The sequence below is a fragment of the Streptomyces sp. cmx-4-9 genome, assembly GCF_046548835.1.
Lineage (GTDB): Bacteria > Actinomycetota > Actinomycetes > Streptomycetales > Streptomycetaceae > Streptomyces.
In genome coordinates this window covers 336733-362892 of record NZ_JAEBEE010000009.1, presented here as the reverse complement: position 1 = coordinate 362892, position 26160 = coordinate 336733, and the positions used below count along the sequence as shown (strand labels likewise).

General features: G+C 71.7%; 29 protein-coding genes. 5 read left to right on the top strand and 24 right to left on the bottom strand.

The features are described from left to right. Positions 1 to 71: 71 nt before the first annotated feature. The 17 genes from ACLJTM_RS28255 to ACLJTM_RS28175 all read right to left on the bottom strand — a co-directional run bounded on the left by ACLJTM_RS28255 (position 72) and on the right by ACLJTM_RS28175 (position 16134). On the bottom strand, positions 72 to 1565 hold the full coding sequence (locus ACLJTM_RS28255) for an aldehyde dehydrogenase family protein (protein WP_411106547.1): 1494 nt from the start codon (positions 1563 to 1565) through the stop codon (positions 72 to 74). A gap of 36 nt (positions 1566 to 1601) precedes the next feature. After that, the gene (locus tag ACLJTM_RS28250; protein WP_411106546.1) at positions 1602 to 2342 is read right to left on the bottom strand and encodes a type 1 glutamine amidotransferase domain-containing protein; all 741 of its coding nucleotides are present in this window, start codon (positions 2340 to 2342) and stop codon (positions 1602 to 1604) included. Between the two features lie 69 nt (positions 2343 to 2411). Beyond that, entirely contained in the window at positions 2412 to 3155 is a 744-nt protein-coding gene (locus ACLJTM_RS28245) for a MinD/ParA family protein (protein ID WP_411106545.1), read from the bottom strand. Then, entirely contained in the window at positions 3152 to 4417 is a 1266-nt protein-coding gene (locus ACLJTM_RS28240) for a PP2C family protein-serine/threonine phosphatase (RefSeq protein WP_411106544.1), read from the bottom strand. The genes ACLJTM_RS28245 and ACLJTM_RS28240 overlap by 4 nt, the downstream gene beginning before the upstream one ends. Next, entirely contained in the window at positions 4399 to 4872 is a 474-nt protein-coding gene (locus tag ACLJTM_RS28235) for an ATP-binding protein (protein ID WP_411106543.1), read from the bottom strand. Before ACLJTM_RS28235 ends, ACLJTM_RS28240 begins: the two co-directional genes overlap by 19 nt. Next, the gene (locus ACLJTM_RS28230) at positions 4869 to 5180 is read right to left on the bottom strand and encodes an STAS domain-containing protein (protein ID WP_411106542.1); all 312 of its coding nucleotides are present in this window, start codon (positions 5178 to 5180) and stop codon (positions 4869 to 4871) included. Before ACLJTM_RS28230 ends, ACLJTM_RS28235 begins: the two co-directional genes overlap by 4 nt. Before the next feature lie 26 nt (positions 5181 to 5206). Beyond that, positions 5207 to 7348, bottom strand: a complete 2142-nt coding sequence (gene glgX / locus ACLJTM_RS28225) for a glycogen debranching protein GlgX (RefSeq protein ID WP_411106541.1) — start codon at positions 7346 to 7348, stop codon at positions 5207 to 5209. After that, on the bottom strand, positions 7345 to 7695 hold the full coding sequence (locus ACLJTM_RS28220) for an STAS domain-containing protein (protein WP_411106540.1): 351 nt from the start codon (positions 7693 to 7695) through the stop codon (positions 7345 to 7347). The genes glgX and ACLJTM_RS28220 overlap by 4 nt, the downstream gene beginning before the upstream one ends. A gap of 37 nt (positions 7696 to 7732) precedes the next feature. Next, complete coding sequence (locus tag ACLJTM_RS28215) at positions 7733 to 9553, bottom strand: AGE family epimerase/isomerase (RefSeq protein WP_411106539.1); 1821 nt, start codon at positions 9551 to 9553, stop codon at positions 7733 to 7735. A gap of 1 nt (position 9554) precedes the next feature. Further along, positions 9555 to 10001 (bottom strand): VOC family protein, encoded by a 447-nt coding sequence (locus ACLJTM_RS28210; RefSeq protein WP_411106538.1) that lies wholly within the window; start codon positions 9999 to 10001, stop codon positions 9555 to 9557. Continuing rightward, on the bottom strand, positions 10001 to 10639 hold the full coding sequence (locus tag ACLJTM_RS28205) for a DJ-1/PfpI family protein (protein ID WP_411106537.1): 639 nt from the start codon (positions 10637 to 10639) through the stop codon (positions 10001 to 10003). The genes ACLJTM_RS28210 and ACLJTM_RS28205 overlap by 1 nt, the downstream gene beginning before the upstream one ends. After that, positions 10632 to 12245: a GMC family oxidoreductase gene (locus ACLJTM_RS28200; RefSeq protein ID WP_411106536.1), complete on the bottom strand. Its 1614-nt coding sequence runs from the start codon at positions 12243 to 12245 to the stop codon at positions 10632 to 10634. The genes ACLJTM_RS28205 and ACLJTM_RS28200 overlap by 8 nt, the downstream gene beginning before the upstream one ends. Before the next feature lie 12 nt (positions 12246 to 12257). Beyond that, positions 12258 to 12629, bottom strand: coding sequence for a nuclear transport factor 2 family protein (locus ACLJTM_RS28195; protein ID WP_411106535.1), 372 nt, complete (start codon positions 12627 to 12629; stop codon positions 12258 to 12260). Between the two features lie 12 nt (positions 12630 to 12641). Next, on the bottom strand, positions 12642 to 13097 hold the full coding sequence (locus ACLJTM_RS28190) for a nuclear transport factor 2 family protein (RefSeq protein WP_411106534.1): 456 nt from the start codon (positions 13095 to 13097) through the stop codon (positions 12642 to 12644). A 23-nt stretch (positions 13098 to 13120) separates the two neighbouring features. Continuing rightward, a complete protein-coding gene (locus tag ACLJTM_RS28185; RefSeq protein WP_411106533.1) occupies positions 13121 to 13555 on the bottom strand; it encodes a nuclear transport factor 2 family protein in 435 nt (144 codons plus the stop codon). 74 nt (positions 13556 to 13629) lie between these two features. Next, entirely contained in the window at positions 13630 to 15267 is a 1638-nt protein-coding gene (locus ACLJTM_RS28180) for a thiamine pyrophosphate-binding protein (RefSeq protein ID WP_411106532.1), read from the bottom strand. 42 nt (positions 15268 to 15309) lie between these two features. Beyond that, the gene (locus ACLJTM_RS28175; protein WP_411106531.1) at positions 15310 to 16134 is read right to left on the bottom strand and encodes a type 1 glutamine amidotransferase domain-containing protein; all 825 of its coding nucleotides are present in this window, start codon (positions 16132 to 16134) and stop codon (positions 15310 to 15312) included. Between the two features lie 276 nt (positions 16135 to 16410). Between ACLJTM_RS28175 and ACLJTM_RS28170 the strand changes: the two genes are divergently transcribed. The 5 genes from ACLJTM_RS28170 to ACLJTM_RS28150 all read left to right on the top strand — a co-directional run bounded on the left by ACLJTM_RS28170 (position 16411) and on the right by ACLJTM_RS28150 (position 19918). Next, positions 16411 to 16677 carry a UBP-type zinc finger domain-containing protein gene (locus tag ACLJTM_RS28170; protein ID WP_411106530.1) on the top strand — a complete coding sequence of 89 codons (267 nt, stop codon included), beginning with the start codon at positions 16411 to 16413 and terminating at the stop codon, positions 16675 to 16677. Continuing rightward, entirely contained in the window at positions 16674 to 18410 is a 1737-nt protein-coding gene (locus ACLJTM_RS28165) for an FAD-dependent oxidoreductase (protein WP_411106529.1), read from the top strand. Before ACLJTM_RS28170 ends, ACLJTM_RS28165 begins: the two co-directional genes overlap by 4 nt. Before the next feature lie 123 nt (positions 18411 to 18533). After that, on the top strand, positions 18534 to 19043 hold the full coding sequence (locus ACLJTM_RS28160; protein ID WP_411106528.1) for a hypothetical protein: 510 nt from the start codon (positions 18534 to 18536) through the stop codon (positions 19041 to 19043). Between the two features lie 72 nt (positions 19044 to 19115). Further along, positions 19116 to 19439, top strand: a complete 324-nt coding sequence (locus tag ACLJTM_RS28155) for a putative quinol monooxygenase (RefSeq protein ID WP_411106527.1) — start codon at positions 19116 to 19118, stop codon at positions 19437 to 19439. A 2-nt stretch (positions 19440 to 19441) separates the two neighbouring features. Beyond that, positions 19442 to 19918 (top strand): group II truncated hemoglobin, encoded by a 477-nt coding sequence (locus tag ACLJTM_RS28150; RefSeq protein ID WP_411106526.1) that lies wholly within the window; start codon positions 19442 to 19444, stop codon positions 19916 to 19918. 67 nt (positions 19919 to 19985) lie between these two features. On the opposite strand, the gene ACLJTM_RS28145 is transcribed toward ACLJTM_RS28150, so the two are convergent. The 7 genes from ACLJTM_RS28145 to fmt form a co-directional block, all read right to left on the bottom strand. Next, positions 19986 to 20417, bottom strand: coding sequence for a barstar family protein (locus ACLJTM_RS28145; protein ID WP_411106525.1), 432 nt, complete (start codon positions 20415 to 20417; stop codon positions 19986 to 19988). After that, complete coding sequence (locus tag ACLJTM_RS28140) at positions 20414 to 20893, bottom strand: ribonuclease domain-containing protein (RefSeq protein ID WP_411106524.1); 480 nt, start codon at positions 20891 to 20893, stop codon at positions 20414 to 20416. Before ACLJTM_RS28140 ends, ACLJTM_RS28145 begins: the two co-directional genes overlap by 4 nt. Before the next feature lie 49 nt (positions 20894 to 20942). Further along, on the bottom strand, positions 20943 to 21164 hold the full coding sequence (locus ACLJTM_RS28135; RefSeq protein ID WP_031145007.1) for a CarD family transcriptional regulator: 222 nt from the start codon (positions 21162 to 21164) through the stop codon (positions 20943 to 20945). A gap of 162 nt (positions 21165 to 21326) precedes the next feature. Next, positions 21327 to 22340, bottom strand: coding sequence for a sugar-binding transcriptional regulator (locus ACLJTM_RS28130; protein ID WP_411106652.1), 1014 nt, complete (start codon positions 22338 to 22340; stop codon positions 21327 to 21329). A gap of 135 nt (positions 22341 to 22475) precedes the next feature. After that, on the bottom strand, positions 22476 to 23162 hold the full coding sequence (gene rpe / locus ACLJTM_RS28125) for a ribulose-phosphate 3-epimerase (protein ID WP_411106523.1): 687 nt from the start codon (positions 23160 to 23162) through the stop codon (positions 22476 to 22478). Positions 23163 to 23488: 326 nt separating this feature from the next. Further along, positions 23489 to 24979, bottom strand: coding sequence for an RsmB/NOP family class I SAM-dependent RNA methyltransferase (locus tag ACLJTM_RS28120; RefSeq protein WP_411106522.1), 1491 nt, complete (start codon positions 24977 to 24979; stop codon positions 23489 to 23491). A gap of 152 nt (positions 24980 to 25131) precedes the next feature. After that, on the bottom strand, positions 25132 to 26076 hold the full coding sequence (fmt, locus tag ACLJTM_RS28115; RefSeq protein WP_411106521.1) for a methionyl-tRNA formyltransferase: 945 nt from the start codon (positions 26074 to 26076) through the stop codon (positions 25132 to 25134). Between the last annotated feature and the right edge of the window lie 84 nt (positions 26077 to 26160).

The following is a 26160-nucleotide window of genomic DNA, read 5'->3' as shown; positions in this document are numbered from 1 at the left end:
AGCGGTCGATCCGGTACGGCGGGGCGGCTGCGCGGCGGCGCCGCCGAAGGGCCCCTCCTGGCCGGGCGCGGTCAGTCCATGCCGATCCAGACCGACTTGGTCTGGGTGTAGTTCTCCATGGACTCGGGCCCGCACTCGCGGCCGTAGCCCGAGGCCTTGTAACCGCCGTAGGGCACGGCCGGGTCGTACTGGTTGTAGCAGTTGACCCAGACCGTGCCGGCCTTGATCTGCGAGGCGACCCGGTGTGCGCGCCGGAGGTCCTTGGTGTGGACGCCGGCGGCGAGGCCGTACGCGCTGTCGTTCGCGATGCGCACGGCGTCCTCCTCGGTGTCGAAGGGAATGATCGACAGGACGGGTCCGAAGATCTCCTCCTGGGCGATCCGCATCCCGTTGTCGACGCCGGTGAAGACGGTCGGCAGGAAGTACAGGCCCGCCGACAGCTCGTCGGAGGCTCCCTCGGGGGTCCAGCCGGTGCCCCCGGTACGCAGGGTCGCGCCTTCCTTCTCGCCGATCTCGATGTACGAGCTGACCTTGTCGAACTGGCCGCGGTGGGCCAGCGGCCCGAACAGCGTGGCCGGGTCGCGCGGGTCGCCCGGCTTGAGGGCGGCGGCCCGGGTGACCAGGCGTTCGACCATCTCGTCGTGGATGGGGCGCTGGAGCAGCAGGCGGGAGCCGGCGGTGCAGATCTCGCCCTTGTTGTAGTAGATGCCGAAGAAGGCCAGTTCCTCGGCGGCGTCGAGGTCCGCGTCGGCGAAGACGATGTTGGCGGACTTGCCGCCGAGCTCCATCGTCACCTTCTTCAGGGTGCCGGCCGCCTTGCGGATGATGGACTGGCCGACGGAGGTGGACCCGGTGAAGGCGATCTTGTCGATGTCCGGGTGGTCGGTGAGGGTCTCCCCCAGCTCCACGCCGGGGCCGGTGATGACGTTCAGCACGCCGTCCGGGATCTCCGCCTCCTGGAAGAGCTCGGCGATCTTCAGGGCGGTGAGCGGGGTGGCCGGGGAGGGCTTGTGGACGACCGTGTTCCCCGCCGCCAGGGCCGGTGCGATCTTCGTCATCGACAGCAGCAGCGGGAAGTTGAACGGGGTGATGGCGCAGACCACGCCCAGCGGTTCGCGCAGGGTGTAGGCGAGCTGTCCGCCGGCCGGGGCCCGGGAGGAGCCGTCGACCCGGGTCACGGCGCCGGCGTAGTAGTGCATGAGCTGGGCGGCCATGGGGGCGTCGACGGTGCTGGAGAAGGCGAACGGTTTGCCCATGTCCACCGTCTCCAGCAGGGCGATCTCCTCCAGGTCGCGCTCGATCAGCTCGCCGACCCGGTTCAGCCGCAGCGCGCGTTCCTGGGCGGAGAGTCTGCTCCAGGGCCCCTCTTCGTACGCCTTGCGTGCCGCGGACACCGCCGCGTCCGCGTCGGCGGCGGCGGCCTGGGCCACCGGCACGATCTCCTGGCCGTCCACGGGGCTGACGTCCGGTTCGGTACGGCCGTCCCGGGCCGGGACCCACTGGCCGCCGATGAAGAGTTTTCCGGGGTTGGCCAAGGGCTGGTCGCTGAGCGCGCGCCTGGTCATGGCTGCTGCCTTCCGGTGTCGGGTGCGGGGCGGTGGCTAGCCCTGCTCGAGCTGGGTCAGGAACGTCTCGGCGAGGGCCTTGGAGGAGTACGGGTTCTGGCCGGTGGTCAGCCTGCGGTCCACGACCACGTGCGAGTCCCAGATCGCCTCGGCCTTCTCGTAGCGCGCGCCGAGCCGGGTGAGCTCGACCTCCAGGATCAGCGGGAGCCGGCCGGCCATGTTGGTGACCAGCTCCTCGCTGTGCGAGAAGGCCGTCATGCGGTAGCCCTCGAAGGGCCAGCGGCCTTCGCCGTCGCGCAGGGCGAGCAGCGAGGTGTGGCCGTGGCAGACGGTGGCGAGGGGCTTGTCCTGGGCGATGACCCAGCGCAGGATCTGCGCGAGCTCGTCGGATTTGGGAAGGTCGCCGATGGCGCCGTGACCGCCGCTGACGTAGACGCCGTCGTAGCCGGCGATGTCCTTCTCCGTCAGGGTTTCCAGGGCGGTCGGATGCTTCAGCTGGGGCGTCTCCCCGATGACGCGGACGTACGCGGCGGCGTTGGCCGCGTCCTCGTCCGGCGAGCCCTGCGGGCGGACCCACCGGAGGAACTGCGGGTCGATGCTGGTCTGGTCCACGGTGGGCGACTGGCCGCCGATCGTCGCCACGTCCACCGTGTGGCCGGCCGCCGTGAACAGCTGATAAGGCACGACGAATTCCTCGGCCCAGAATCCCGAGGGGTGCTGTTCTCCGTCGAGCAGGTGGAGGGTGGCCTTGGCCGTCATGACGACGAGAATCTTCATGATTCTCTCCTTGTTCTGGATTCGCTGCCGATTCAACACGCCCCTCGCAGGGGGCGTAAGGGGACGACGTCAGGCCCGTGATACTTCGTCACGTGCGTCCAACGCCGCGATGATGGTGCGGAATTCACCGACCAGTGGGTGGTCGGGATGCGCGTCGGCGAATATGCGTTCTCCGTGCAGAGCGGCCATATCCCGCGAGTACGGAAGGATTCCGGCCAGGGGTGCGCCGTAGACCTCCTCGGCCCGCCGGCGGGCCCCGGCCGGGTCCAGCCCCTCGGGGGCCATGCTGAGGACCACTGCGCGCCGGCAGGGCAGCCGCCCGGCCAGGGCGATGGTCTCCTCGACCCCGGCGAGGTCGATCCGGTCGGCACGCGCCATGATCATCAATACGTCGGCGCTCGCCATGGCCGTCACCGACTCGTTGTTGAGCCCGGCATGGGTGTCGAGCAGCAGCACGTCCAGTGCGAAGTGCCGGGCCAGCCGGTCGAAGCCCTCCGGCAGGAGGCCGACGTCGTAGCCGCTGGTCATGATCTCGCGCAGGGCGGCCGTACCGGTCCGGGCGGGTACCACGTACAGCCCGGGCACGGCCACCTGCTGGGCCGCGGCCTCGATCTCGCAGCGGCCGAGCAGGTAGTCGGCCAGGGAGGGGCCGGGCCCGAGCCGGAAGAGCAGGTCCAGGGCGGGGGAATGGATGTCGGTGTCCACCACGCCCACCCGGCGGCCCCCGCCCGCGATCAGCAGGGCGAGGTTCGCCAGGACCGAGGACTTCCCGGTGCCACCGCGGTGCGAGTGCACCACGACGGTGCGGGTCACCCGGCCACCGCCTGCCGGGCGGCGGCGTCCGCGTGCGGCCCCCGCGCCGCACGCGGCCGGTGCAGGGCCAGCATGGTGACGTCGTCGTGCTGTTCGGCCGTTCCCGTGTGCTCGATCACCGCCACGTCCATCCTGTCGACCACGTCCTTGCCGTTCACCAGGGGCGCGGTGAGCAGGTCCAGCATCCGTTCGTCGCCGAAGAAACTGCCGCTGGGGCAGCGGGCCTCGGGTACTCCGTCGGTGAAGGCGAAGAGGGTGTCGCCGGGGTCCAGTTGGGCGTAGCCCAGGGTGTAGACGCAGTCGGGCAGCACCCCGACGGCCGGCCCGGTGGTGTCCAGCGCGACGGGCTCCCGGCCGTCGCCGGGCAGGAGCAGGGGCGGGTTGTGCCCTCCGTTGATGTAGACGAGGCTGCCGGTGAGCGGGTCCAGCACCCCGAAGAACAGGGTGGCGAAGTAGCCCTGCCGCAGGTGGTTGCGGGTGAGGTAGCCGTTGGTGGCGGTCACCGCGTTGAGCAGCGGGGTCGCTCCGACGACCGGGATCCGCCGGCTGCCGCCGGTGCGCCCGGCGGCCACCAGGTGCTGGAGTCCGCTGTTCTCCGCGGTGTGGCGCAGCAGTGAGCGGATGAGCGCCATGAAGAGCGCGGCGCCGACCCCCTTGTCGCAGACGTCGGCGACGACGAAGGCGAGCCGGCGGCCCCGGGAGATCTCGAAGACGTCGTAGAAGTCCCCGGCGACCTGCCGCGCGGGCCGGAACCGCACGTCGATCTCCCAGCCCGCGGGGACCGGCAGTGATTCGGGCAGGAAGCCCGCCTGGATCTCGCGGCCGATCTCCAGTTCCTTCTCGTAGCCCATGAGTTCGGCGCGGGCGTCCGCCTCGCGCAGGGTGCGGCCGAGGCCGGCCCGCTCCGAGCAGCTGTGCAGCCGGGCGCCGACCAGGGCGGGCAGGAAGGGCGGGACCAGGTAGTCGTGCCCGATCCGGACGTGGTCCTCCAGGGCGGCGAACTGCTCCACCGTCCAGACGACGACGGCGGGGGCGCCGCCGGCTTGGCGGCGCAGCCGGCGTACGGCCAGCCGTACGGACTCCCCGTCGGATTCGGCGGGGACGAGCAGCACGTCGGCGTGGGGCAGCAGGTCCAGCGGCTCTCCGGCCAGTTCGGCCGGGGTGCGGGTGACGAGTTCCGCATCCGTCGACCGCAGTGCGTGGAGCAGCTCCGGCGGCGGGGGCGGGTACGCGTCGAGGATGATCACGGTCGTGGAGGGCATGGGTCAGTCCCCTCAGCCTTCACAGTCAGCGTGCTGATGTTGCAGCCGTCCCTGTGCACGTAGCTGAACTCGTCCGCGCTGGTCAGCGCCAGGTGGATGCCGAGACCTCCGATCCGCCGGTCCTGCGGGGGCACCCCGGGGGCGGGGGGCAGGCAGCCCGCGACCGGGTCGAACGGCGGTGCCGAGTCCTCGATGGCGATCCGCACCCCGCCGGGGCCGGAGCGGCCGCGGACGGTGATCCGTCCGTCGCCGCCCCGGTACCCGTGCATCACGATGTTCGTGGCCAGTTCGTCCGCGGCCAGGCGCAGCCGGTAGGCGGCGCGCTTGTCCAGGCCCGCCCGGTCGGCCAGCCGCAGGACGAACGAGGCGATGTCGCCCAGGGCCCCGAGGGTCGCGGGCACCTCCAGTACGGCGGGCGTCCTCGCCAGTTCGGCCATGTCGGGCACGGTCGTCACTCGTCGGTGAGGACGATGCTGCGGTCGAGGCCCGCGGTCCGGATGGTCCGGGAGACGGGCTCGATCGCGCCGACCACCTTGATGGTGACGTGGTTGGCCACCTTCTGCTGGGCGAAGACCAGGGAGCGCAGTCCGGCGCTGGCCATGTAGCCGACGCCGGCCATCCTGATCTCGACGGTGCTGGTGCCGTGCCCGGCGGCCTTCTCGATCGTCTGGTGGAACTCCGGGGCGGTCTTGGCGTCCAGCTCGCCCGTCAGTTCGATCACCGTGGTGTCGCCCTCGATGCTCAGGGACACGGAAAGCGGCATGTCTGGTCTCCTTCGGTCAGGGCGTGTCAGTGCAGGTCGGCTTCGGTGTTCGTGCGGCCCACCAGGATCACGACCGAACGCGGGCCGATCAGGTACTTCCCGGCGTTGTCCAGCTCCTCTTCGGTGCCGGGGGTGCGGATGTCGTACGGGGCCTGCGCGCCGGTGTCGGCGAACAGGTGCCAGCTGCGTCCGCCCGGCAGGGCCGGCAGCTCCAGGTCGTGCGACTCCCAGTGCGCGTTCATGGCCACGTACACCACGTCGTCGTCCCCGGTGCCGCAGCGGGCCACCGCCAGCAGACGGCTCTCGGCCGACCAGTCGGGCTGCCAGGCCCGCTCCCCGTGCCAGCTGATGTCCGGCAGGCCCAGGTGTTCGCGCACCCGGCCGGTGGGGTGGGTGGTGGCCCGCAGCTCACGGTGGCGCTTGCGGAAAGCGATCATCTGCCGTGTGAAGCGCAGCAGTTCGGAGTTCTCCTCGACCTGGTCCCAGTCGAACCAGGACAGTTCGTTGTCCTGGCAGTACGTGTTGTTGTTGCCCTGCTGGGTCCGCGCCACCTCGTCGCCGGCCAGCAGCATCGGGATGCCCTGGCTGGTGAAGAGGATGGCGAGGGCGTTCTTCATCTGACGCAGCCGCAGCGCATTGACCTCGGGGTCGTCCGTCGGCCCCTCGGCTCCGCAGTTCCAGCTGGCGTTGTCGTTGCCGCCGTCGTTGTTGCCCTCGCCGTTGGCCTCGTTGTGCTTGTCGTTGTACGAGACGAGGTCGGCCAGGGTGAACCCGTCGTGCGCGGTCAGGAAGTTGACGGACGCGGAGGTCCCCCGGGTGGAGTACAGGTCCGGGGAGCCGGCGATGCGGGTGGCGAGTTCGCCGGTGATGCCGGGGTCGCCCTTGAGGAAGCTGCGCACGGTGTCGCGGTACTTCCCGTTCCACTCCGCCCAGCGGCCGTACGCCGGGAAGTTCCCGACCTCGTACAGGCCGCCCGCGTCCCAGGCCTCGGCGATGAGCTTGGTGTGCCGCAGGACGGGATCGTAGGCGAGCAGTTCCAGCAGCGGCGGGTTGGGCAGCGGGGTGCCGTCGAGGGAGCGGCCGAGGATGGCCGCGAGGTCGAAGCGGAACCCGTCGATGTGGTAGTCGGCGACCCAGTGGCGCAGGCAGTCCAGCACGAAGTTGCGCACGACGGGGTGGTTGCAGTTGACCGTGTTGCCGGTGCCGCTGAAGTTGAAGTAGTACCCCTCGGGCGTGAGCATGTAGTAGGTGGCGTTGTCGAGCCCCTTGAAGGAGATCGTCGGCCCCTGCTCGTTGCCCTCGGCGGTGTGGTTGAAGACGACGTCGAGGATGACCTCGATGCCGGCCGCGTGCAGGTCCTTGATCAGGGTGCGGAACTCGTCGCCCTGCATCCCGTACCGCCCGGTGGCCGCGTAGCCGGCCTTGGGCGCGAAGAAGGAGACGGTGTTGTAGCCCCAGTAGTCGTAGAGCTTCTCACCGGTCTCCGGGTTGGTGCGCGGGTTGTCGCTCTCGTCGAACTCGAACACCGGCAGCAGTTCGATGCAGTTGACCCCGAGCTCCTTCAGGTACGGGATCTTCTCCCGCAGCCCCGCGAAGGTGCCGGGAGCCGTGACCTGCGAGGAGGGGTGCCGGGTGAATCCGCGCACGTGGGCCTCGTAGACGACGAGGTCCTCCGCGGGGATGCCCAGCGGGGTGTCGTCGCCCCAGTCGAAGTCCTGGAGGCAGACGCGGGAGCGGTACTGGTAGCCGCGGCTGTAGTCCGGTTCCACGCCCCACACGTCGCGGCCGGCGATCAGCCGTGCGTACGGGTCGGAGAGGACCTGCCGGGCGTCGAAGCGCTGGCCGGAGACCGGGTCGTAGGGGCCGTCGGCCCGGTACCCGTACTCCATGTTCTCGTGGTCGAGCCCGAAGACCGTCATGGCGAAGACGCTGCCGGTGCGGAACTCCTCGGGGAACCGCAGCTCGGCCGTCGGCTCGGGCTCTCCGCGTTGGAAGATGACCAGGGTCATGGAGGCGGCCTGGTCGGAGAAGACGGAGAAGCTCACCCCGCCGGGGACCACATTGGCCCCGAAGGGGAACGGCTTGCCGGCGCGGACGCGGTACCCGCCGACCTCGTGGGTCGGGTACGCGTCGACCCGCAGCACCTGCTCGGACCGGGTCTCGCTCACCGTGCGGCCTTCACCGTGGTCGTGGCGGCCGCCGCGCGGGCCTCGCCCGTCTCGAAGAAGTCGAGGAAGCCGGTGGCCGACATGACGAACCGGACCTCCTCGCTCACCCCGTAGAGGGTGACGGCGACGCCCGCGTGCTGGGCCTCGCGGTAGACCACGAGCAGGGTCCGCAGACCGGCGCTGGAGACGTAGGTGACCGCCGTCAGGTCGATCTTCAGCGCCTTGCCCTCACGGACCAGCGGCAGCAGTGCCTGGAGCAGCGAGCCGGAGGTCTCGCTGTTGATCTCTCCGGTGGCGACGAGCACGGTGGCCGTCTTGTTCCGGCGTTCTTTGAGGCTGAGAGTCATTGCCTTCCCCTCTGGTTGGGGCGCCCCCCGTTGAGCGCTACTTGGTCACGGGACGCAGCCGCACCTTGACCTTGACCCGGCCCTGTACGTCGGGCAGGCGGACGGTCAGCTGGTCCGCGTCGAACTCCTCGTACGGCTTCTCGTCGATCTCCACGGCGGCGATGCGCACCGATCCCGCGGGAAGCAGGTCGGGCGAGACGCGCAGCACGCGGTCGGGCAGGTTGGTCGGGTCGGGCTGGAAGTGGAAGTCCATCTCCCGGCCGTTGATGAGCAGGTTGTTGTAGACGGCGGCGAGGTAGCAGAGCTCGGCCGAGTGGTACATGGACATCGAGTGGCTGCCCTTGAGCCGCTCGGTGCCGAGCAGGTACGGGGTCCCGCTGGCGAGCACGTTGAAGTAGACGGCGCCCTCGTCGTGGTCGAGGAAGAAGGTGTTGTAGAACGCCTGCGCCTGCCGGGCCTCGCGCAGGTTCGCGTCGCCGCCGGCGGTGCCGTGCAGGATGAGGTAGGCGAGGATCGCCTGCTCCTGCTGCCACCAGGCCTTGCGGTCGTGCCAGGCGAAACGATACGTCTCCTCGTCGCCGGACTTGGTCCGCTCCACGACGTCGTACCAGCCGCCGCGCTGGAGGTCGCTGCCGACCGCCGGCATGATCTCGCCGATCTTGCGGGCGAGCTCCTGGTAGGCGGGCTTGGCCTTCAGCGAGTTCATCCGCATCAGGTTCCAGGCGATCTTCAGGTTGTGGCCGACCACCGCGCGGTTCTGCTGCCAGCTGTGCGCGGTGTCGTGGGACCAGTCGCGGAAGAAGCGCTCCTGGACGAAGGGGCTGTTCTTGTAGTCGGGGAACTTGTCCGCGATGGTGTCGAAGGTGTACTCGAGGAAGTCGGCGTACTTCTGGTCGCCGGTCGCCAGGTACAGGTTGATCAGGTAGGCGGGCGCGTGGTCGCCGACCGAGTTCCAGTTCTTGCGCTCGGCGTTCTCGCCGAGGGACTCGTGGTCCGCGCTGAACAGGATCGGGTCGATGTGCGAGTAGTAGCCGCCCTGCTCCGGGTCGAAGAAGAACTTGTCGAACAGCCGGATGGTGGCGTCCGCGTCGTTCTTGATCCGGACGTCCCCGGTGACCCGGTAGGTCTGGATGGGGCCGGCCAGCGCGTAGATCTGCTCGTACATCGGGATCGCGTCGTAGTCGTCGGAGAACTCCGAGGTGAACAACTTGCGTTCGCTGTCCCCGTCGACGCTGATGCCGTGGTACCAGAAGACCACGTCCTCCTCGCTGTCGACCACCCGCATGTGCTTGCGCAGGTACTCGGTGCCGCGTTCGGCGACCTCCAGGTACTCGTCCTTGCCGGTCAGCAGGTAGGCCGAGGCCATGCCGTAGACCAGGCGGGAGATCGTGTCGGTCTCCTGGACGTGGCTCGCGGTCTTGTCGCCGCCCAGCCGGATCTCGGTGCGGTACTCGGTGAAGTCCACCGGCCCGTCGCCGAACTGGGCCCGCTTGTAGAAGTCGGCCAGCGACTCGATCTGCTTGATCCACCAGCTGGGCTCCTCGAAGCGGTAGTCCTCGGCGCCGCGGCCCAGGAACACCAGGCGCTTGGCGTCGAAGCGTCCGCCCTGCTCCGGGTAGTGCACGCCGTAGACGAAGAGGAACCGGCCCGGCGAGAGCATCTCGTCGATGTGCCCGGAGGCGTCGACGTACGGCTCTTCCAGGTTGCGGACCAGCTCCGCGCTCGGGTCGCCGGCCAGCGAGACCTCGAACGACCGGCCGTCGGAGGTCTTCAGCCGCAAGGCGCGGGAACCGGAGTCGAAGCGGTCGACATAGCCGGCGATCGTGTCGGAGAAGGAGAAGCTCACGGCGTCCGCCATGTCATGCACCGTCCTTGTCGGAAGAGTCCTCGTGCGCGTGGTCGTCCTCGAACCCCTGGCTGACCTCGACGATCACCCCGTCGGGGTCGCGGACCCACACGGTCCGCCATCCGCAGATGAAGTCGTCGAAGTCCAGTGGCCCCAGGGTCACTTCGGCTGCGTCCCCGAGCTGCGCCAGGAACGCGTCCACGTCGTCGGTCTGGAAGGCCAGGTGGCGCAGCCGGCCCGGGGCCTGCGGCCCGTCCTCGTGCGCCGGGCGGGCCGGTTCGGCGTCGGCCGCGAAGAGCTCCAGGTACGCGTCCCCCTTGCGCAGGAAGACGATCCGGGCCTCCCCGAGGTCGACGACCCGGGCCCGGGTGAAGCCGAAGTACCGGGTGTAGAAGTCCTCGGTGGTCTTCTGGTCGGTGCAGTTGAGGCCCACGTGCGACCAGACCATCGCGCCCGGCATCAGGGGGCACCGCCCAGCGGTGGCCGGGGGGCCGTCCCCCGGCCCCGCCCCGCCGCGGCCAGTTCGATGATCCGGCGGGCGAACAGGTGGTGGTGGGCGCCGGTGCGGCCGGTGACGAGGTCCCCGTCCACCACGACGTCCTCGTCGACGTACTGGCCGCCCATGTTGCGGACGTCGCCGATGAGGTTGTTGTGGCAGACCACCTTGCGGCCGCGGATCCGGTCCGGGATGGAGGAGGCCAGCCACATCCCGTGGCAGATGATCCCCTTGAGGACCGTCGGCTCCCCGAAGGCCCGGCGCAGCAGCTCCGTCGCCGGGGCGAGCCGGTCCACGTCCTCGGTGTAGCGCAGCCGGTCGGCCACCATGCCCGAGGGCACGATGAGAGCGGCGTACCGGCGCAGCTCCTCGTCGCTCAGCCCTTCCAGGGACCGCTCGGCGGTGAAGGGCGCCCGGTACTCGTGGCCGGAGAAGGTGAGGGACTCGTTGCCCCAGAGCCGGGTCAGGAAGTGGACCTCGGCGCCCTCCTCGGCGAAGCGGTGCTGGTAGTAGAAGATCTCCGGCTCGTAGAAGTCGCTCTCGACCAGGACCGCGATCCGGGTCCCGGACATTGCGCCCTCGCGCAGGACGGCATCAGGCACGGGACACCCCCTTCAGGAAGTCCGCCGCGCGCTCGGCGATCATCGCGATGGCGGTGTGGCAGTTGCCCGACGGGACGGCGGGCATCACGCTGGCGTCGACGACGCGCAGGTTCCGTACGCCGTGCACCCGCAGCTGCGGGTCGACCACCGCGAGGTCGTCGATGCCCATGCGGCAGGAGCCGGCCTGGTGGTGGTAGCTCTCGGACTTCTGCTTCACGAAGGTCCGCAGGTCCTCGTCGCTCGCGTGGCCGGGTCCGGGCTGGAGCTCCTGCTTGTACCAGGGCGAGAAGGCGGAGGTGGCGAAGATCTCCCGGGCGGTCTTCACGCCCTGCACCATCCGCTCCAGGTCCCACCGGTCGCCCAGGTAGTTCGGGTGGATCAGCGGGTGGGCCAGCGGGTCGGTGCTCGCCAGCCTGATCCAGCCGCGCGAGACGGGCCGTACCACGCCGGGAAGGATGGACACCGTGTTCGGGTGGTCCTGGCCCACGATCACGTCGAAGGGGACGTGGACGAAGGCGATCTGGAGGTCCGGTGCGGGCAGCCCCGGCTGCGAGGACAGGAACAGGGCGCTTTCCGAAAGGTTCTGTGCGGGCGGCGGGAGCTCTTGGGTCACCTCGGCCATCAGCCCGGTCAGCACGTGGTTGTGGAAGTTCTCACCGACCCCCGGCAGGGCCGCGGTGACCGCGACGCCGTGCTCGCGCAGCTGCTCGGGGTGGCCGATTCCGGAGAGCAGCAGCAGCTTCGGGGACTCGATCGCCCCCGCCGCCACGACCACCTCCCGGCGGGCCCGCACCGTGTGCGCCCCGGGCGCCGGCGTCCTGCCGCGGCCGTCGCCGACGGTCCGGCCCGGGAACTCGGCGGGGGCCTGGAGCTGGACGTACTCGACGCCCGTGCAGGTGTCCCCGTCGACGAGCAGCCGGGTGGTCTGGGCGCTGGTGCGCAGGGTCAGGTTGGCCCGCTCCAGCGCCGGCTCCAGGTAGGCCGCGAGGGCTCCCTGGCGGCGGCCGTCGGCCACGTCGATGTGGTGCCAGCCGGTGCCGAACAGGCCGCGGCGGGGGCCGTCGGTGTTGAAGTCGGCGATCTCCTGGTGTCCGAGTTCGACGGCGGCGTCGATGAAGGCCCGGGAGACCGGGTTGGGGTCGTGCCGGCCGGCGTGGGTGATCCGCTGCGGCCCCCGGGTCCCGGTGGTGGCGGCGGTCGCGTCCTCCTGGCCCTCCAGCAGGGCGAAGTACGGCAGGACGTCCTCGTGGGCCCAGCCCGCGGCGCCCTGGTAGGCCCAGTTGTCGAAGTCCGAGGCGTGGCCCCGGATGTGCATCATGATGTAGAGGTTGCTGCTGCCGCCGGGGGCCTTGCCGCGCGGCTCGTAGGTGCGGCGGCCGTCGAGGCCGGGCTGCGGGACGCTGGTGTAGCCCCAGTCCACCGGCCCGCCGAGCAGCTTGTACCAGGAGGACGGGTCGTCCACCTCGGGCGGGATCCGGGCGCCGCCCGCCTCCAGGACCAGGACGGAAACGTCCGGGTCCTCGGAGAGCCGGTTGGCCAGGACGCTGCCGGCGGTGCCTGAGCCCACGACGATGTAGTCGTACTCTTCGGTCTCGAAGACGCCCACGAGTTCGCCCCCTCAGCCCTGGCTCAGCACCTGGAAGGGGACCGTGTCGTGGTGGTTCGCCATGTAGGCGATCTTCCCGTCCACGATCCGGAAGAAGTTCATGACCTCGGCCTCGATCGGCTCGCCGGAGGCGCTCACCGCGGTCAGGTGGGAGACGGCCGCGGCCTTCTCCCCGTCGACGAGGAAGTGCACGGGCTCGTTGCGGAACACCCGGTACATGGTGCCCATGCCCTTCATCATCGAGCGGAGCACCTCCAGGCCCTCGATGTGCCCGGCGAGCTGTTCGTCCATGACCTGGTCCTCGGCGAACAGGTCGCACCAGCGGTCCCAGTCACCGGCGTTGGCGTACTCGTAGTACTTCTGCAGGATCTGCTGTGCGTCCATCGCGGTCATCCCCTATCGGTCCCGGCGGGTTCCGTCGGGCGCGAACGGCGCCCAGAACTGGCTGAAGGCGGAGGCCGTGTCGCCGAAGAGCCCGTCGCGGCCCTCCACGACCCGGCCGTCCCGCCACCGCATGAAGTGGAAGACCGGGTAGTCCATCCGCTCGTACGGGGACCCGCTGCCCGGGTCGGCGCCGTCCCGCAGGGCGACGTTGCGGCACACGTCGGCGCTGCAGTCCTCGCCGACGAGGACGGACTCCAGGTCCATCCGGAAGGTGCCGCCCGTGAGCTTGTGGGTCTGCCCCATCAGCTCCAGGAAGGCGTCCAGGCTCTCGTACCAGCCGGCGAGGGGGTGGTTGCCCGGCACCAGCCAGCGCAGGTCCTCGGAGTAGAACTCCAGGATGCGGGCCCGGTCGCCGGAGCCGAGGGCGGCGTAGGCCGCCTGGACCCGCTCGCGTGTCACGTCGGTCATGGTGGCTTCTCCTTCGCCCGGGCTCAGAGCGCGCCGGAACCGGGCATCGGCGCCAGGTCGTTGACGGTGTACTGCCTGATCAGCGGGCCGTCGGGGCCAGCCACCACGGTCCAGGTCTGGTCGGCGTCGAAGCCCAGCCACTGGCTGCGGGCGGCCGGCGGGTCCCAGATCCTGGCCTGCCAGTTGACGAGGACCCGGACGATCGCCCGGTCGCCCTCGATGACGGGCTCGACCTTGGTGACCGTGTGCACCTCGTCGAAGAAGCGGTGGGTGACGGCCTCGTACCACCGTCCGAAGCCCTCGCGCCCGAGGAAGGTGTCCTCGGGGACCTTGAACTCCAGGTCCTCGGTGATCAGCGCGAGCACGTCGGCCAGTGCCACGTGCCGGTCCAGCGCCACGTACCAGTCCTCGGCGAAACTGCGGATCGCGTCCTCGGTCAACTGCCGCTCGGCGGGCATGCGGTCTCCTCCTGTTCCGTCTGCTGCGTCGGTTCCGTCTGCTGCGTCTGCTGCGGTCCGGGCGGGTGCCCCGGTCAGACCTGGACGTCGACGAGGAACGGCCCGGGGTGGGCCAGCATCCGGCCGACGGCCGCGGCCGCCTCGTCCGGCTTCTCCACGCGCGTCCCGCCGGCGCCCAGGGCACGCGCCAGGCCGGCGAAGTCGATCTCCGGGGTGGAGAGGTCGAAGGAGTGCGGGAACCCGTGCGCGGGGATGTCCCGCTCCTGCCAGTACCGGGCGATGTTGTCGTCCAGCAGCCGGTACTTGCGGTTGTTGCAGACCACGAACTTCGCGTCGATGCCGTGCCGGGCGGCGGTCCACAGCGCCTGGTAGGTGTACATCGACCCGCCGTCGCCCGCGAAGCCGACGACCAGCCGGTCCGGCCGGGCCAGCTTGGCCCCGACCGCGCCCGGGAAGCCGACGCCCAGTGATCCGCCCCGGGTGAGGTGGTAGTCGCCCGGCCGCTCCGGCGGGAGGTACCGAGTGACCAGCGGGGAGGTGGTCAGCGCCTCGTCGAAGACGATCAGGTCCCCGCCGGTGCGCTCGGCCAGGGTCCGCAGGAAGACCGCCATCGGTGAGCCGTCCTCGTCGGCCGACCGGTCCTCGCGGGCCCGCTCCCGGGTCCGCACGTCGAGGCGGGCGGCCGCGGCAGCCCGCCGCTGCGGGGTCAGGCGGTGCTCCAGTACGCCGGCCAGCGCGCGCAGGGCCTGCCGGGGATCGGCGGCGAGGCCGAGGTCCACCGGGTGGTTCTTGGCGATCTCGTACGCGTTCAGGTCGATGTGGACGACCTTCGCGCCCGGCCGGAAGGGGCTCTCCAGTTCGGGGAACACCTCCGGGAAGACGTAGGTGCCGACGATCAGCACCCCGTCGGCCTGCGCGACCAGCTCCTTGCTGTGCGGGCCGAACATGTGGCCGGTCTGGCCCCGCCGCAGCGGGTGCGAGGCCGCGATGTTCACCTCGGAGGAGTCGACCTCGTACACGTCCGCGCCCAGCAGTTCGGCGACGGCGGCGAGTTCGGCCTGGGCCCCGGAGAGCGCCACGCCGTCCCCGACGAGCAGGACGGGCCGCTCGGCAGCGGCGAGCAGCTCGGCCGCCCGCCCCACCGAGGCGTCCGAGGGCGCCACGTCGGTGAGCGGCACCGTGGCCGGCAGCACGGGCTCGGAGTTGAGCTCGTCCAGCACGTCCATGGGCAGGGCCACGAAGACCGGTCCGCGGGGCGGGGTGAGCGCGATCTTCACGGCCCGCCGGATGGTGCGGAGCACGGAGTTCCGGTCGGTGACCCGGGTCGCGTACTTGGTCACCGGTCTGGCCAGGGCGACCAGGTCGCAGGCCATCTGCGCGTCCATGGCGTCGTAGCGCACCCCGGCGTCGCCGGCGACCACGACGAGCGGGGTGTGGCCGCGCAGCGACTGGTAGAGCATCCCGATGCCGTTGCCCAGCCCGACCCCGGAGTGCAGCTGGAGCAGGGCCGCGCCGCCGGTGGCCCGGGCGTAGCCGTCGGCGATGCCGGCGGCCACGGTCTCCTGGAGGGCGAGGACGTACCGGAAGTCCTCCGCCGCGTCCACCGCGTCGAGGAATCCCTGTTCCACCGTCCCCGGATTTCCGAACATCACCTTCAGGCCGTCGGCCTTGAACTGCTCGATCAGCCTTTCCCGTCCGGGAGTGGCTTCCATGAATTCCCCCTCGTCTCCGATTCGACCCGGCACCCTCCTGGATTACCAGCCGTATCGGGTGAGACCGTCTTCCAGGACTTCCACGATCTTCTGCCCGGTGAGGTAGGAGTCGGGGGTGGAGCGTCCGGTGACGAAAGGGAAGTCGACGATGACCGAGACCGGTTTGCCGAAATTCCCGTGGTAAGCGCCGCCCGGGCCCGTCGCATCGCGCAGGATGTACTCCAGCGGGTACGGCGGCGGCCCCATGTTGAAATCGGTACCGAGGAATCCGGTGCCGTCCTTGTAGTCGTACTCCTTGCAGTGGCCGGTGACGTGCTTTCCCCAGATGATGCTCTTGCGGTCGCTCCAGTCACGGGCGAACGCCAGGCAGGCGACCCCGTAGCACTCGGCGGCCACGACCTTGCCGGCCCGCTGGAAGGCCAGGATCAGGGCGTGCACGCGCTCGTTGTTGGCGAGGTCGGCGATGGGGCCGCTGCCGCCCACGATGAGGATGGCGTCGTAGTCGGCGATGTCCGCGTCGATCGTGTCCAGGTCGCGGTGGTACTGCTCCAGCTTGGGGAGGTAGTCCGCGTCGCTCGTGTAGGGGCGCTCGGGCACCCACGCCTCGATGTCGAGCGGCGCGTCCAGCCGGCTCGACTGCTCGAACTCGCGGCCCAGCCGGGCGTTCTCCTCCGAGGTGACCGACCGGCCCAGCGGGGGGTCGACGTAGTTCGCGTCGAGGCTCGGCGGGAGAGCGTGCGCCCGCTTTCCGGTCGGCGTGGCGAATACGACCTCGTAGCCCCGCTCATCGAACGTGGAAACGGGGCCTATCAGTTCTTCGGCCCAGTAACCGTGTTCGGAGACAATGACCAGAATCTTTCTGCTCACGAATTCCTCCAGGCGCCGCCTGTTGTCGTTGGCGTCCACCACACTGGCCGCGCCCGGTGCCTTCGTCAAAGCGCTGGTGTGCGACTTCGTGAGGTAGCGGCCAAGGTCATGGCACCACTTCAGGAAGTCGTTTTCCGACGTCATGAAGTAGCCGCAGGACTACCTGACTTCGGCTGAATCGAGGAACCATTTCGGAAGGGGCGCCCTATGGTCGGACGAGCATGATGCACGGGGCGCGCGTCGCAGGGGCACGAGCACGGGAGAGGGACGGGGACGATGGACCTGTTGTGCACACACATCGATCAGATACGTCCGGTGGAACCGGGGACCGAGGGCTGCGAGGAGTGCCTCGCCACCGGTGACGGCTGGGTGCATCTGCGGATGTGCCTCAGCTGCGGGCACGTCGGCTGCTGCGACTCCTCGAAGAACCGCCACGCCACCCGGCACCACCGCGTCAGCGGGCACCCCATCGCGGCCTCCCACGAGCCCGGTGAGGACTGGGCCTGGTGCTACGCCGACCAGCTGATGCTGGACCCGGCATGAGTGCGGCCGCGGAGCGCGCCGGCGCCCCCGCCGGAGCCCCGGTGGCGCGCTCCGGCGCCGAGCGCGCGGAGAACCGCAAGCCCGTGATCCTGGCCGTGGACGACGACCCGCAGGTCCTGCGGGCCGTGCGCCGCGACCTGCGCAGCGCCTACGGGGACCGCTACCGGGTGCTCGGCGCCTCCTCAGCCGCCGACGCCCTGAAGATCCTGGACTCCCTCGACGAGCGCGGGCACGACCCGGCGCTGTTCCTGGTCGACCAGCGCATGCCGGACGTGACCGGCGTCGAGTTCCTGCTGGAGGCGGTCAGCCGCTTCCCGGACGCCCGCCGGGTGCTGCTGACGGCCTACGCGGAGACCGACGCGGCGATCACCGCGATCAACCGGGTCCGGCTGGACTACTACCTCCTCAAGCCCTGGGACCCGCCGCACGAGCGGCTCTTCCCGGTCCTGGACGACCTGCTGTCGGACTGGCTGGCCACCTACCGCCCGGCCTACGACGGGATCATCGTCGCCGGGCACCTGGTCTCCCCCGGCACCCATGCGGTCCGGGACTTCTTCACCCGCAACGGCCAGCCGTTCCGCTTCCTCAACGTGGAGCGCGATCCCGAGGCGCTGACGGTGATCGCCGCCGCCCAGGCCGACGCGGCGCTCCCCCTGGTCCGTTTCCCGGACGGCGCGGTGCTGTCCGCCCCTTCCGACACCGAGCTCGCCCGGCGGCTGGGCCTCGCCACGACCGCCTCCCGCCCGCACTACGAGTGCGTGATCGTCGGCGCGGGCCCGGCCGGGCTGGCGGCCGGGGTGTACGCGGCCTCCGAGGGCCTGTCCACGCTGATGCTGGACTCCCGCGCGCCGGGCGGCCAGGCCGGCACGTCCAGCCTGATCGAGAACTACCTCGGCTTCCCCTCGGGCCTCTCGGGCGGTGACCTGACCCGGCGGGCCACCATCCAGGCGGCACGGTTCGGCGCCGAGATCCTGCACCCGGTCGAGGTGGTCTCGCTGACCCGGGACGATCCGGCGAAGATCCTCACGCTGGCCGACGGCACGGAGATCAGCGCGGAGACGGTGCTGCTGGCCACCGGGGTCTCGTACAACCGCCTCGACGCGCCGGGCGCCGACCGCTTCGAGGGGGCCGGGCTGTACTACGGCGCGGCGACCACCGAGAGCTCGGCCTGCATCTCGCAGCACGTGTTCATCGTGGGCGGGGCGAACTCGGCGGGCCAGGCGGCGGTGCACTTCGCCAAGTACGCGGCCCGGGTGACGATCCTGGTGCGCGCCGCGTCCCTGGACGCGAGCATGTCCCGCTACCTGATCGACGAGATCGGCCGGACCCCGAACATCGAGGTCCGGGTCCGCACCACGGTCGTGGCGCTGGCCGGGGACGAGCACCTGGAGCGCCTCACCCTGCACGATGCCGAGACGGGCGGGGAACAGGAGGTCCCGGCCCGGTTCATGTTCACCTTCATCGGCGCCCGCCCGCACACCGAATGGCTCGCGGGGGTGGTGGAGCGCGACGACCACGGCTTCGTCCTGACCGGCTCGGACCTGATCGCCAACGGGGGCGAGCTGCCGGCGGAGTGGAGCCTGGAACGCGCGCCGTACCCGCTGGAGACCAGCGTCCCGGGCGTGTTCTCGGCGGGCGACGTACGGGCCCACTCGGTCAAGAGGGTCGCCTCGGGCGTCGGCGAGGGGGCGATGGCCGTCTCGTTGATCCACCGGTACCGCTCGATGGGCTGAGGTCCGGCAGCCCGGCCGACGGGGAGCCGGTGGACGGGGAGCCGGTGACGGGCCGGTCGGCCGTGAGCGAAACCGGTGCGCCGCTCTTGCGATCAAGAGTGCGGCGGATGCAACGTCGATTACATGATTACAGTCGAACAGAGCGAACAGCTCCGCGCGTGGTTCGCCGAGCGTCTGCCGGTGGACGTCTACGAGTCCCTCGTCTCGGTCACGGCCGACCGCGAGGAGATCACGGTCGTCGGCGCGGTGCCGGCGGACGAAACCGTCGCGCAGTTCCGCGAACGCACCCGCGAGCAGCGCATCGAGGTGGCCCGCGAGGCCGAGGAGCTCTACCGCCGCAAGGTCGCCTGGGGCGTCCGGGTGGGCGGGGAGACGACGCTCTTCACCCACCTCGCCGTCCCGGTGATGACCCGGCTCCGCCAGTCCGAGCGCCAGGTGCTCGACACCCTGGTGGCCGGCGGCGTGGCCCGCAGCCGGGCCGACGCTCTGGCCTGGTGCGTACGCCTCGTCGGGCGCAACACGGACACCTGGCTGGCCGAGCTGCGCGCGTCCCTGGACAAGGTCCAGCAGGTCCGCGCGCAGGGTCCGGACGTGTCCGGAGAGCCCGACTCCAGGAAGTCCGGGTCCGAATGAGGAATCGGCCCCACGGCCGCACATGATCGCGTAAGGCTGGCCGGAACCACCATCCAGGGAGAGGCACGCACCATGACGACGACCGTGGAGTACATCCGCTACCGGATCGCACCGGACGAACAACCGGCCTTCGAGGACGCGTACACCCGGGCGGCCGAGGCCCTGGCCGCCTCCCCCGAGTGCATCGAGTACGAACTGGCCCGCTGCGAGGAGGAGAAGGAGCGCTACATCCTGCGGATCCGCTGGACCTCGGTCGACGCCCACCTCAACGGCTTCCGCAAGGGCGAGCACTTCCCGGCGTTCTTCGGCGCGATCCGCCCGTACGTGTCGGCCATCGAGGAGATGCAGCACTACACGGTGACCGACGTCGCGGGCACCGGAAAGGCCGCCGGATAACCATGAGCACGACACCCACCATCTACGAGTGGATGGGCGGCGCGGAGGCGATGAACCGCCTCACCGACGCCTTCTACGCCCACGCCCTGCAGGACGAGATCCTGGCCCCGGTGTTCGCGGGCATGGACTCGGCGCACCCGCAGCACGTCGCGCTCTGGCTGTCGGAGGTCTTCGGCGGCCCGGCGGCCTACTCCGAGCACCACGGCGGCCACCGGCACATGGCCACCAAGCACCTGGGCCGTGCGATCACCGAGGAGCAGCGCCGCCGCTGGGTGGAACTCCTGATGGACACGGCCGACGAGGTCGGCCTGCCCTCGGACCCCGAGTTCCGCGGCGTGTTCGCCTACTACATCGAATGGGGGACCCGGATGGCCCTCATCTACTCGGGCCCCAACCCGCCGCCCGTCGACGCGGCCGAGATCCCCGTCTGGTCCTGGGGCCAGACCCCTCCGTGGATCCCGAAGACCGCCGGCGACTGAGCCGGCCCGTCCTGCGGCCCCCCGAGCGCGAGCGGCGCGGGCGGGGGCCGGGGTGCGCAGCCGGCGCTCAGCCGTGCGGGCGCTCGCGGGGGGCGCCGGAGGCGTGGCGGCCGCGGAGGTGCGCCCCGCCGCCGGGCTCGGGCTCGGCCAGCAGCACCTCCAGGGGTGCAGTGCCGGACTCCCGCCAGAACGCCGCCGCTTCCTCCAGTACCTCGGTGAAGGTCTCCCAGTCCTCCGGGCGCGCTGCCGCGTACCCGCGCCAGGAGGTCACCGCCAGCAGCGTCCCGGCGGCGTCCGGCAGCTGCTCCTGGTCTTTCAGCGCGTCCGCGAGCGCGTCCCAGTTCCCGCCGAACCACTGCGGCAGCCGCAGCGCGTCCGCGCACCGGCGCATCAGCTCCGCCTTGGTGCGCACGCCCTCCAGGTCCAGCCGCAGGGCCGTCCGGCCCGCCCGGCGGGCGGCGGCGAGCGCGGGTGCGAGCGGCTGCGGTTCGAGGGTCATCGCAGGACCGCCTTGAAGGTGTCGTAGTGGTCGTCCGTGTAGAAGAACTCCCCACCCTCGCCCGTCACGATCCGCCGGGCCCCGCGGTCGCGCTCCCCCGGCGTCCGCACCGTGTACTCGTGGTAGTAGCCGCGCTTCTGCCGCGGCAGAGCCTTCTCGAAGTTCCCGAAGACGGTCCCGTCCTGCCGGTACGCGTACGGCCCGCCCCTGTCGATCAGCGCGAGCACGTCCCGGGCCTGCTGCGGCAGCTCCCCGGCCCGTACGGTGGCCATGCCCTCGACCCACCGGGGCACGGCAGGCCCGCCGGGGGACTGACCGGTGCGCGGCCCCGGGCTCGCGCCCGTACCGGCGCCGGAGCTGGCGGCGGCAGGCGCAGGCGTTGTCGCACCGCAGCCCGCCGCACCGACCAGCGCGGCGCAGAGGAACACAGCCCCCAGCAGGCGCAGCAGCGAGCGGGGCACGTTCCGGAAGATCATGCTCCGATCGTGCCCGACACCCGGTGCGCCCGCGAGTCGCCCGACGGGCTCAGAGAGCGGCCATCTTGGTGTAGGGGCTCAGGATGCGTTTCTGGACCGAGCCGAAGTCGACGAGTACGGCGATCCCCTCCTCGATTCCGACGACACGGCCGAGGCCGTGCTCATCGTGAGTGACCCGGTCGCCGACGCTGAACTGCCGGAGCGGCGGTTCCACGGGGGCCTTGAACGGGCTGGACGGCAAATGGCGGCGAGGTACTGCGGACTTAGTCATCGGAACCAGTATGCGCCCCATAAGGCGCCGCGCGGTCCGCCGTTCGGATCTCAATTCCGGCACCATCCGCCCGCGCGGGGGCCGGTGGGCCCGCACCGGCCCGATCCGCCCGATCCGGCGCCCCCGGTCCGAAATATCCCGGATTGGGCCGAATCGGGTCGGTCAGTCGTCCGGGTCGGCCCGCTCAAGGGCCGGCCGGAGCCCCGGAGCGGACTCCGTCAGCAGGTAGTCGGCCACCGCGGTGTCGGTGACCAGGCTGGTCACCAGCCCCGAGCGCAGCACCGCCCCGATCGCCGAGGCCTTGCGCAGCCCGCCCGCGATCGCCACGACCTCGGGGATCCGCCGGAGCCGGTCCGCCTCGACGGTGATGCACCGCTCCCCGAGGTCCCGGCCGACCCGGCGGCCCTCGGAGTCGAAGAGGTGTGCGGACATCTCGGCCGCCACACCCAGCGAGGCGTAGTGGGCGCGCTCCTCGTCGGTCAGCATGTCGTGGACGGTGGAGATGCCCGGCTCCCAGGAGCCGATGGAGACGGCCGCGACCGTCACCTTGTCGAAGTACTCGAAAGCGCGCGCGATGCCGGTCTGGCTCCGCAGCGCCGCCGCGGTCGCCGGATCGGGCAGCAGCATCGGCGCGTAGATCGGGTGCGCGTCCCCGCCGGAGACCTGCGCGGCGCGCCGGACGGCCTCCACGGAGCCCCGTTCGGCCGTCCCCGCGTCGTACACGCCGGTCAGCTGCACCACGGTGCACGGCGGCAGCCGGTGCAGGGAGGCGGCCATGTGGATGGTCGACCGGCCCCAGGCCAGGCCCAGCACGTCCCCCTCGTTGACCAGCTCGCCCAGCAGGTCGGCGGCGACCGCCCCGAGGTTCTCCGGGTCGGGGGCGTCCTCGGTGGCGTCGGCCGGCGACTCCACCACCACGGCGTGCCGGAGCCCGTACCGGGCGCGGAGCGCGTCCGAGCGCTCCGCGTCCAGCTCCGCGGGCACCCTGATCTCGATGCGCACGAGGTCGCGTTCGAGGGCGGTCTCCAGGACCCGGGCCACCTTGAAGCGGCTCACGCCGAACTCCTCGGCGATCTGGATCTTGGACTTGCCCTCCAGGTAGAAGCGGCGCGCCATGGCCGCCGCCTGCACCAGCTCCGCGGGTCCCATCCGCAGGGCTGACCGTCCCGCCGACATTGCAGACACCGCGTTCTCCTCACTGCTCACACTCTCGTGTTCACACTCTCGACTCGCTGTTCATCCTGTCAGATGCGACGGCAGTTGATCAGCCCGGACAGCTCCCGTTCACCGAGCTGTTCACCCACGCTTGGCTCAGTGGTCGCACGCCCACGGCGCAACGGAGATCGCCGTGTCCGCCTGGTCACGCAGCGTGCGGACGGCCGCGGCCGGATCGACCGCGCCGTAGACCGCGCTGCCCGCCACGAACACGTCGGCGCCCGCCTCGGCGCAGCGCTCGATGGTCGACGCGGAGACCCCGCCGTCCACCTGGAGCCACAGCTCCAGGCCGTGCTTGGCGATCAGCTCACGCGTGCGGCGGATCTTGGGGAGCATGATGTCCAGGAACGGCTGGCCGCCGAAGCCGGGTTCGACGGTCATGATCAGCAGCATGTCGAGCTCCGGGAGGAGGTCCTCGTACGGCTCGATCGGCGTCGCCGGCTTGAGGGCCATCGACGCCCGCGCCCCCTTCGCCCGGATCTCCCGCGCCAGCCGCACCGGAGCCGCCGCGGCCTCGGCGTGGAAGGTGACCGAGCCCGCACCGGCCTCCACGTACTGCGGGGCCCAGCGGTCCGGGTTCTCGATCATCAGGTGGAGGTCGAGCGGGATGTCCGTGGCCCGGCTCAGCGACTCCACGATCGGCATGCCGAGGGTGAGGTTCGGGACGAAGTGGTTGTCCATCACGTCGACGTGCAGCCAGTCGGCGCCTTCGACGGCCTTGGCCTCCTCGGCGAGGCGGGCGAAGTCTGCGGACAGGATGCTGGGGGAGATCTGGGCGGCCATGCCCCAAGCCTGCCATGCCTGCGGCCACTTCCGGCCACGACCCCGGAACTCCGCACAGGACGGCCACCGGTGTTCGGCAGGCCCGGCCCCGGGGCGCTCGGCCGGACCGCCGCCCGGGCGCTCGGCCAGCCGGGGTGCGGATCGGCCCCCGGGCGCTCGGCCGGACCGGCCGGACCGGCCGGACCGCGCCCCGGCTGCGGTCCCGGCAGCCGGGGACGGGCCCGGCCCGCCTCGGCCGGTCACGGGGACCGGCGCGCACCCTCCGGGCGGACCGGCCCGCGCCGCTCCCCGCCGCCGGGCCCCGGTTCAGCGCCCGGCCGTCAGGCTCAGGCGGTGCGCCGCAGCAGCGCCAGGTACATCGCGTCCGTACCGTGCAGGTGCGGCCAGAGCTGGACGTCCGGGCCCTCGCCCAGGCCCGCCACGCCCGCCATGTGGGGGCGGGCGTCGACGAATTCGGCCGAGACGGGGACGGCGCCCGCGCCGCGGCCCTTCAGGACGTCCTCCACGACCACCCGGGTCTCGGCCAGGTGCGGCGAGCAGGTCGCGTAGCCGACCACGCCGCCCACCCGCACCGCGGCGAGCGCCTCGCGCAGCAGGCCCCGCTGGAGCGGCCCGAAGCCCTCCAGGTCCTCGGGCCGGCGGCGCCAGCGGGCCTCGGGCCGGCGGCGCAGCGCGCCCAGGCCCGAGCACGGCACGTCCACCAGCACCCGGTCGAAGGAGCCCGGCAGCCACGGCGGCCGGGTCCCGTCGGCGGCGATGACCTGGTAGGGGCCGGGGTTGCCGGCCAGCGCGTGCTCGACGAGGCGGGCGCGGTGCGGCTGCTTCTCCGATGCCAGCAGGAACGCCCCGCGCTGCGCGGCCAGCGCCGCGAGCAGCGCCGCCTTGCCGCCGGGCCCGGCGCAGCCGTCCAGCCACCGCTCGTCGCGGCCCTCGACGGGCACCGCGGCAAGGGCCGCGGCCACCAGCTGGCTTCCCTCGTCCTGGACCCCGGCGCGTCCGTCGCGCACCGCCTCCAGGGCGCCCGGCTCACCGCCCTCCGCCATCCGCACGGCGTACGGGGACCAGCGGCCCGGCAGCGCCGACTCCTCACCGACGGCTTCCAGGAGCTCCTCGGGCGTGGACCGGCCCGGCCGCGCCACCAGGGTGACCTCGGGCCGCTCGTTGTCGGCCTCCAGCAGGTCCTCGATGCCGGCCCGGCCGCCGCCCAGTGCGTCCCACAGGGCGCTGACGATCCACCGCGGGTGCGAGTGGTACACGGCGAGGTGTTCCTCGGCGTCGTCCTCGTAGGGCGGTGCGACCTTCTCCAGCCAGCCCTCCAGGTCGTGCGCGGAGATCTTGCGCAGCACGGCGTTCACGAACTTCGCCCGCCCGTCGCCGAGCACCACCCGGGCCAGCTCCACGCTCGACGACACCGCGGCGTGCGTCGGGATGCGGGTGCCGAGCAGCTGGTGCGCGCCGAGCGAGAGCACGTCCAGCACCGGCGGGTCCACCTCGCGCAGCGGGCGGTCGATGCAGGCCTTGATCACGGCGTCGTAGGTGCCCTGGCGGCGGAGCGTCCCGTAGACCAGCTCGGTGGCCAGCGCCGCGTCGCGCGCCTGGAAGGCCTCGTCCTTGCGGGCTTTGCGCAGCAGCGGCGGCAGCACGAGGTTCGCGTACGCGTCGCGCTCGTCCACCGCGCGCAGCACCTGGAAGGCCAGCATCCGGACGGGGTCCTTCTTGGGCCGGCGGTGCGGCCGGGCGGGCCTGGCGGATGGTCCGCCGGACGGCTTGCCGCCGCCCGTGGTGCGCGGCTCGGGCTGACGGGGCTGTTCGCTCACGTGAAAGGTGCTCCGGGGGTGATGAGTGCTGCGCGTGCGGCGGGCGCCGCGGATGCGCCGTGGCGCGGTGGTGCGGGGTGCGGTGGTGCGGGCGGCGGGGTGCGGGCGGCGGGCGCGGCCGCCGGCGCCGGTGCCGGTGCCGGTGCCGGGATTCAGCCTACGTCGGCGGCGCCGAGCCGCTCGCCGGGGGCGATCCGCACCCCGCGCGCCCAGTCGGCGCCCCGCATCGGCTTCTTGCCCTGCGGCTGCACCCAGAGCAGCTCCACGGCGTGCGAGCCGGTGCCGACGCAGACGCTGTTCTTGGCGGGGGCGAGGACGCCCGGGGCCAGGTCCGTGCGGTCGGGCAGCAGGCCCACCGAGACGAGCTTGAGGCGCTCCCCGCGGAAGACGGTCCAGGCACCCGGTGCGGGGGTACAGCCGCGGACCACCCGGTCGGCGCGCAGGGCCGGGGCGCTCCAGTCGACCCGGGCGTCCTCGACCGTGATCTTGGGTGCGAGGGAGAGTCCGTCGGCGGGCTGCGGGACGGCCCGCAGGGTGCCGTCCTCGATCCCGTCCATGGTGGCCGCCAGCAGCCCGGACCCGGCGAAGGCCAAGCGGGTCAGCAGGTCCCCGCTGGTGTCGGTCGGCCGGATGTCCTCGGTGAGCACCCCGTAGACCGGCCCGGAGTCCAGCCCCTCCTCGATCAGGAAGGTGGAGGCGCCGGTGACCTGGTCGCCCGCCATGATCGAGTGCTGGACGGGCGCCGCACCGCGCCAGGCGGGCAGCAGCGAGAAGTGCAGGTTGACCCAGCCGAGCCGGGGGATCTCCAGGGCGCTCTTGGGCAGCAGCGCGCCGTAGGCGACCACCGGGCAGCAGTCCGGGCCGATCTCGCGCAGCCGGGCCTGGAACTCCGGGTCGCGCGGCCGGGCCGGCTTGAGGACCTCGATGCCCGCTTCCTCGGCGCGCTCCGCGACGGGGCTGGCGACCATCCTGCGGCCGCGGCCCGCCGGCGCGTCGGGACGGGTGATGACGGCCGCCACCTCGTGCCGCCCGGAGGCGATCAGGGCGTCCAGGGCGGGCACGGCGACCTCGGGGGTGCCTGCGAAGACCAGCTTCACTGGGGTCCTACCTCGCTATCTCGGCGGTCAGCAGCGCACCAGTCTATGGGCCGTGCGGCCACGGCACCGCCCGGGCCCCGGCCG

What these genes read in the sequence shown, in the direction of transcription:
- ACLJTM_RS28255 (WP_411106547.1), bottom strand. Translation starts at nt 1,565, where the DNA reads ATGACCAGGCGCGCGCTCAGCGACCAGCCCTTGGCCAACCCCGGAAAA.
- ACLJTM_RS28250 (WP_411106546.1), bottom strand. Translation starts at nt 2,342, where the DNA reads ATGAAGATTCTCGTCGTCATGACGGCCAAGGCCACCCTCCACCTGCTC.
- ACLJTM_RS28240 (WP_411106544.1), bottom strand. Translation starts at nt 4,417, where the DNA reads ATGCCCTCCACGACCGTGATCATCCTCGACGCGTACCCGCCCCCGCCG.
- ACLJTM_RS28230 (WP_411106542.1), bottom strand. Translation starts at nt 5,180, where the DNA reads ATGCCGCTTTCCGTGTCCCTGAGCATCGAGGGCGACACCACGGTGATC.
- ACLJTM_RS28220 (WP_411106540.1), bottom strand. Translation starts at nt 7,695, where the DNA reads ATGACTCTCAGCCTCAAAGAACGCCGGAACAAGACGGCCACCGTGCTC.
- ACLJTM_RS28215 (WP_411106539.1), bottom strand. Translation starts at nt 9,553, where the DNA reads ATGGCGGACGCCGTGAGCTTCTCCTTCTCCGACACGATCGCCGGCTAT.
- ACLJTM_RS28210 (WP_411106538.1), bottom strand. Translation starts at nt 10,001, where the DNA reads ATGCCGGGCGCGATGGTCTGGTCGCACGTGGGCCTCAACTGCACCGAC.
- ACLJTM_RS28195 (WP_411106535.1), bottom strand. Translation starts at nt 12,629, where the DNA reads ATGGACGCACAGCAGATCCTGCAGAAGTACTACGAGTACGCCAACGCC.
- ACLJTM_RS28190 (WP_411106534.1), bottom strand. Translation starts at nt 13,097, where the DNA reads ATGACCGACGTGACACGCGAGCGGGTCCAGGCGGCCTACGCCGCCCTC.
- ACLJTM_RS28185 (WP_411106533.1), bottom strand. Translation starts at nt 13,555, where the DNA reads ATGCCCGCCGAGCGGCAGTTGACCGAGGACGCGATCCGCAGTTTCGCC.
- ACLJTM_RS28180 (WP_411106532.1), bottom strand. Translation starts at nt 15,267, where the DNA reads ATGGAAGCCACTCCCGGACGGGAAAGGCTGATCGAGCAGTTCAAGGCC.
- ACLJTM_RS28170 (WP_411106530.1), top strand. Translation starts at nt 16,411, where the DNA reads ATGGACCTGTTGTGCACACACATCGATCAGATACGTCCGGTGGAACCG.
- ACLJTM_RS28165 (WP_411106529.1), top strand. Translation starts at nt 16,674, where the DNA reads ATGAGTGCGGCCGCGGAGCGCGCCGGCGCCCCCGCCGGAGCCCCGGTG.
- ACLJTM_RS28160 (WP_411106528.1), top strand. Translation starts at nt 18,534, where the DNA reads ATGATTACAGTCGAACAGAGCGAACAGCTCCGCGCGTGGTTCGCCGAG.
- ACLJTM_RS28155 (WP_411106527.1), top strand. Translation starts at nt 19,116, where the DNA reads ATGACGACGACCGTGGAGTACATCCGCTACCGGATCGCACCGGACGAA.
- ACLJTM_RS28150 (WP_411106526.1), top strand. Translation starts at nt 19,442, where the DNA reads ATGAGCACGACACCCACCATCTACGAGTGGATGGGCGGCGCGGAGGCG.
- ACLJTM_RS28145 (WP_411106525.1), bottom strand. Translation starts at nt 20,417, where the DNA reads ATGACCCTCGAACCGCAGCCGCTCGCACCCGCGCTCGCCGCCGCCCGC.
- ACLJTM_RS28140 (WP_411106524.1), bottom strand. Translation starts at nt 20,893, where the DNA reads ATGATCTTCCGGAACGTGCCCCGCTCGCTGCTGCGCCTGCTGGGGGCT.
- ACLJTM_RS28135 (WP_031145007.1), bottom strand. Translation starts at nt 21,164, where the DNA reads ATGACTAAGTCCGCAGTACCTCGCCGCCATTTGCCGTCCAGCCCGTTC.
- ACLJTM_RS28130 (WP_411106652.1), bottom strand. Translation starts at nt 22,340, where the DNA reads ATGTCGGCGGGACGGTCAGCCCTGCGGATGGGACCCGCGGAGCTGGTG.
- rpe (WP_411106523.1), bottom strand. Translation starts at nt 23,162, where the DNA reads ATGGCCGCCCAGATCTCCCCCAGCATCCTGTCCGCAGACTTCGCCCGC.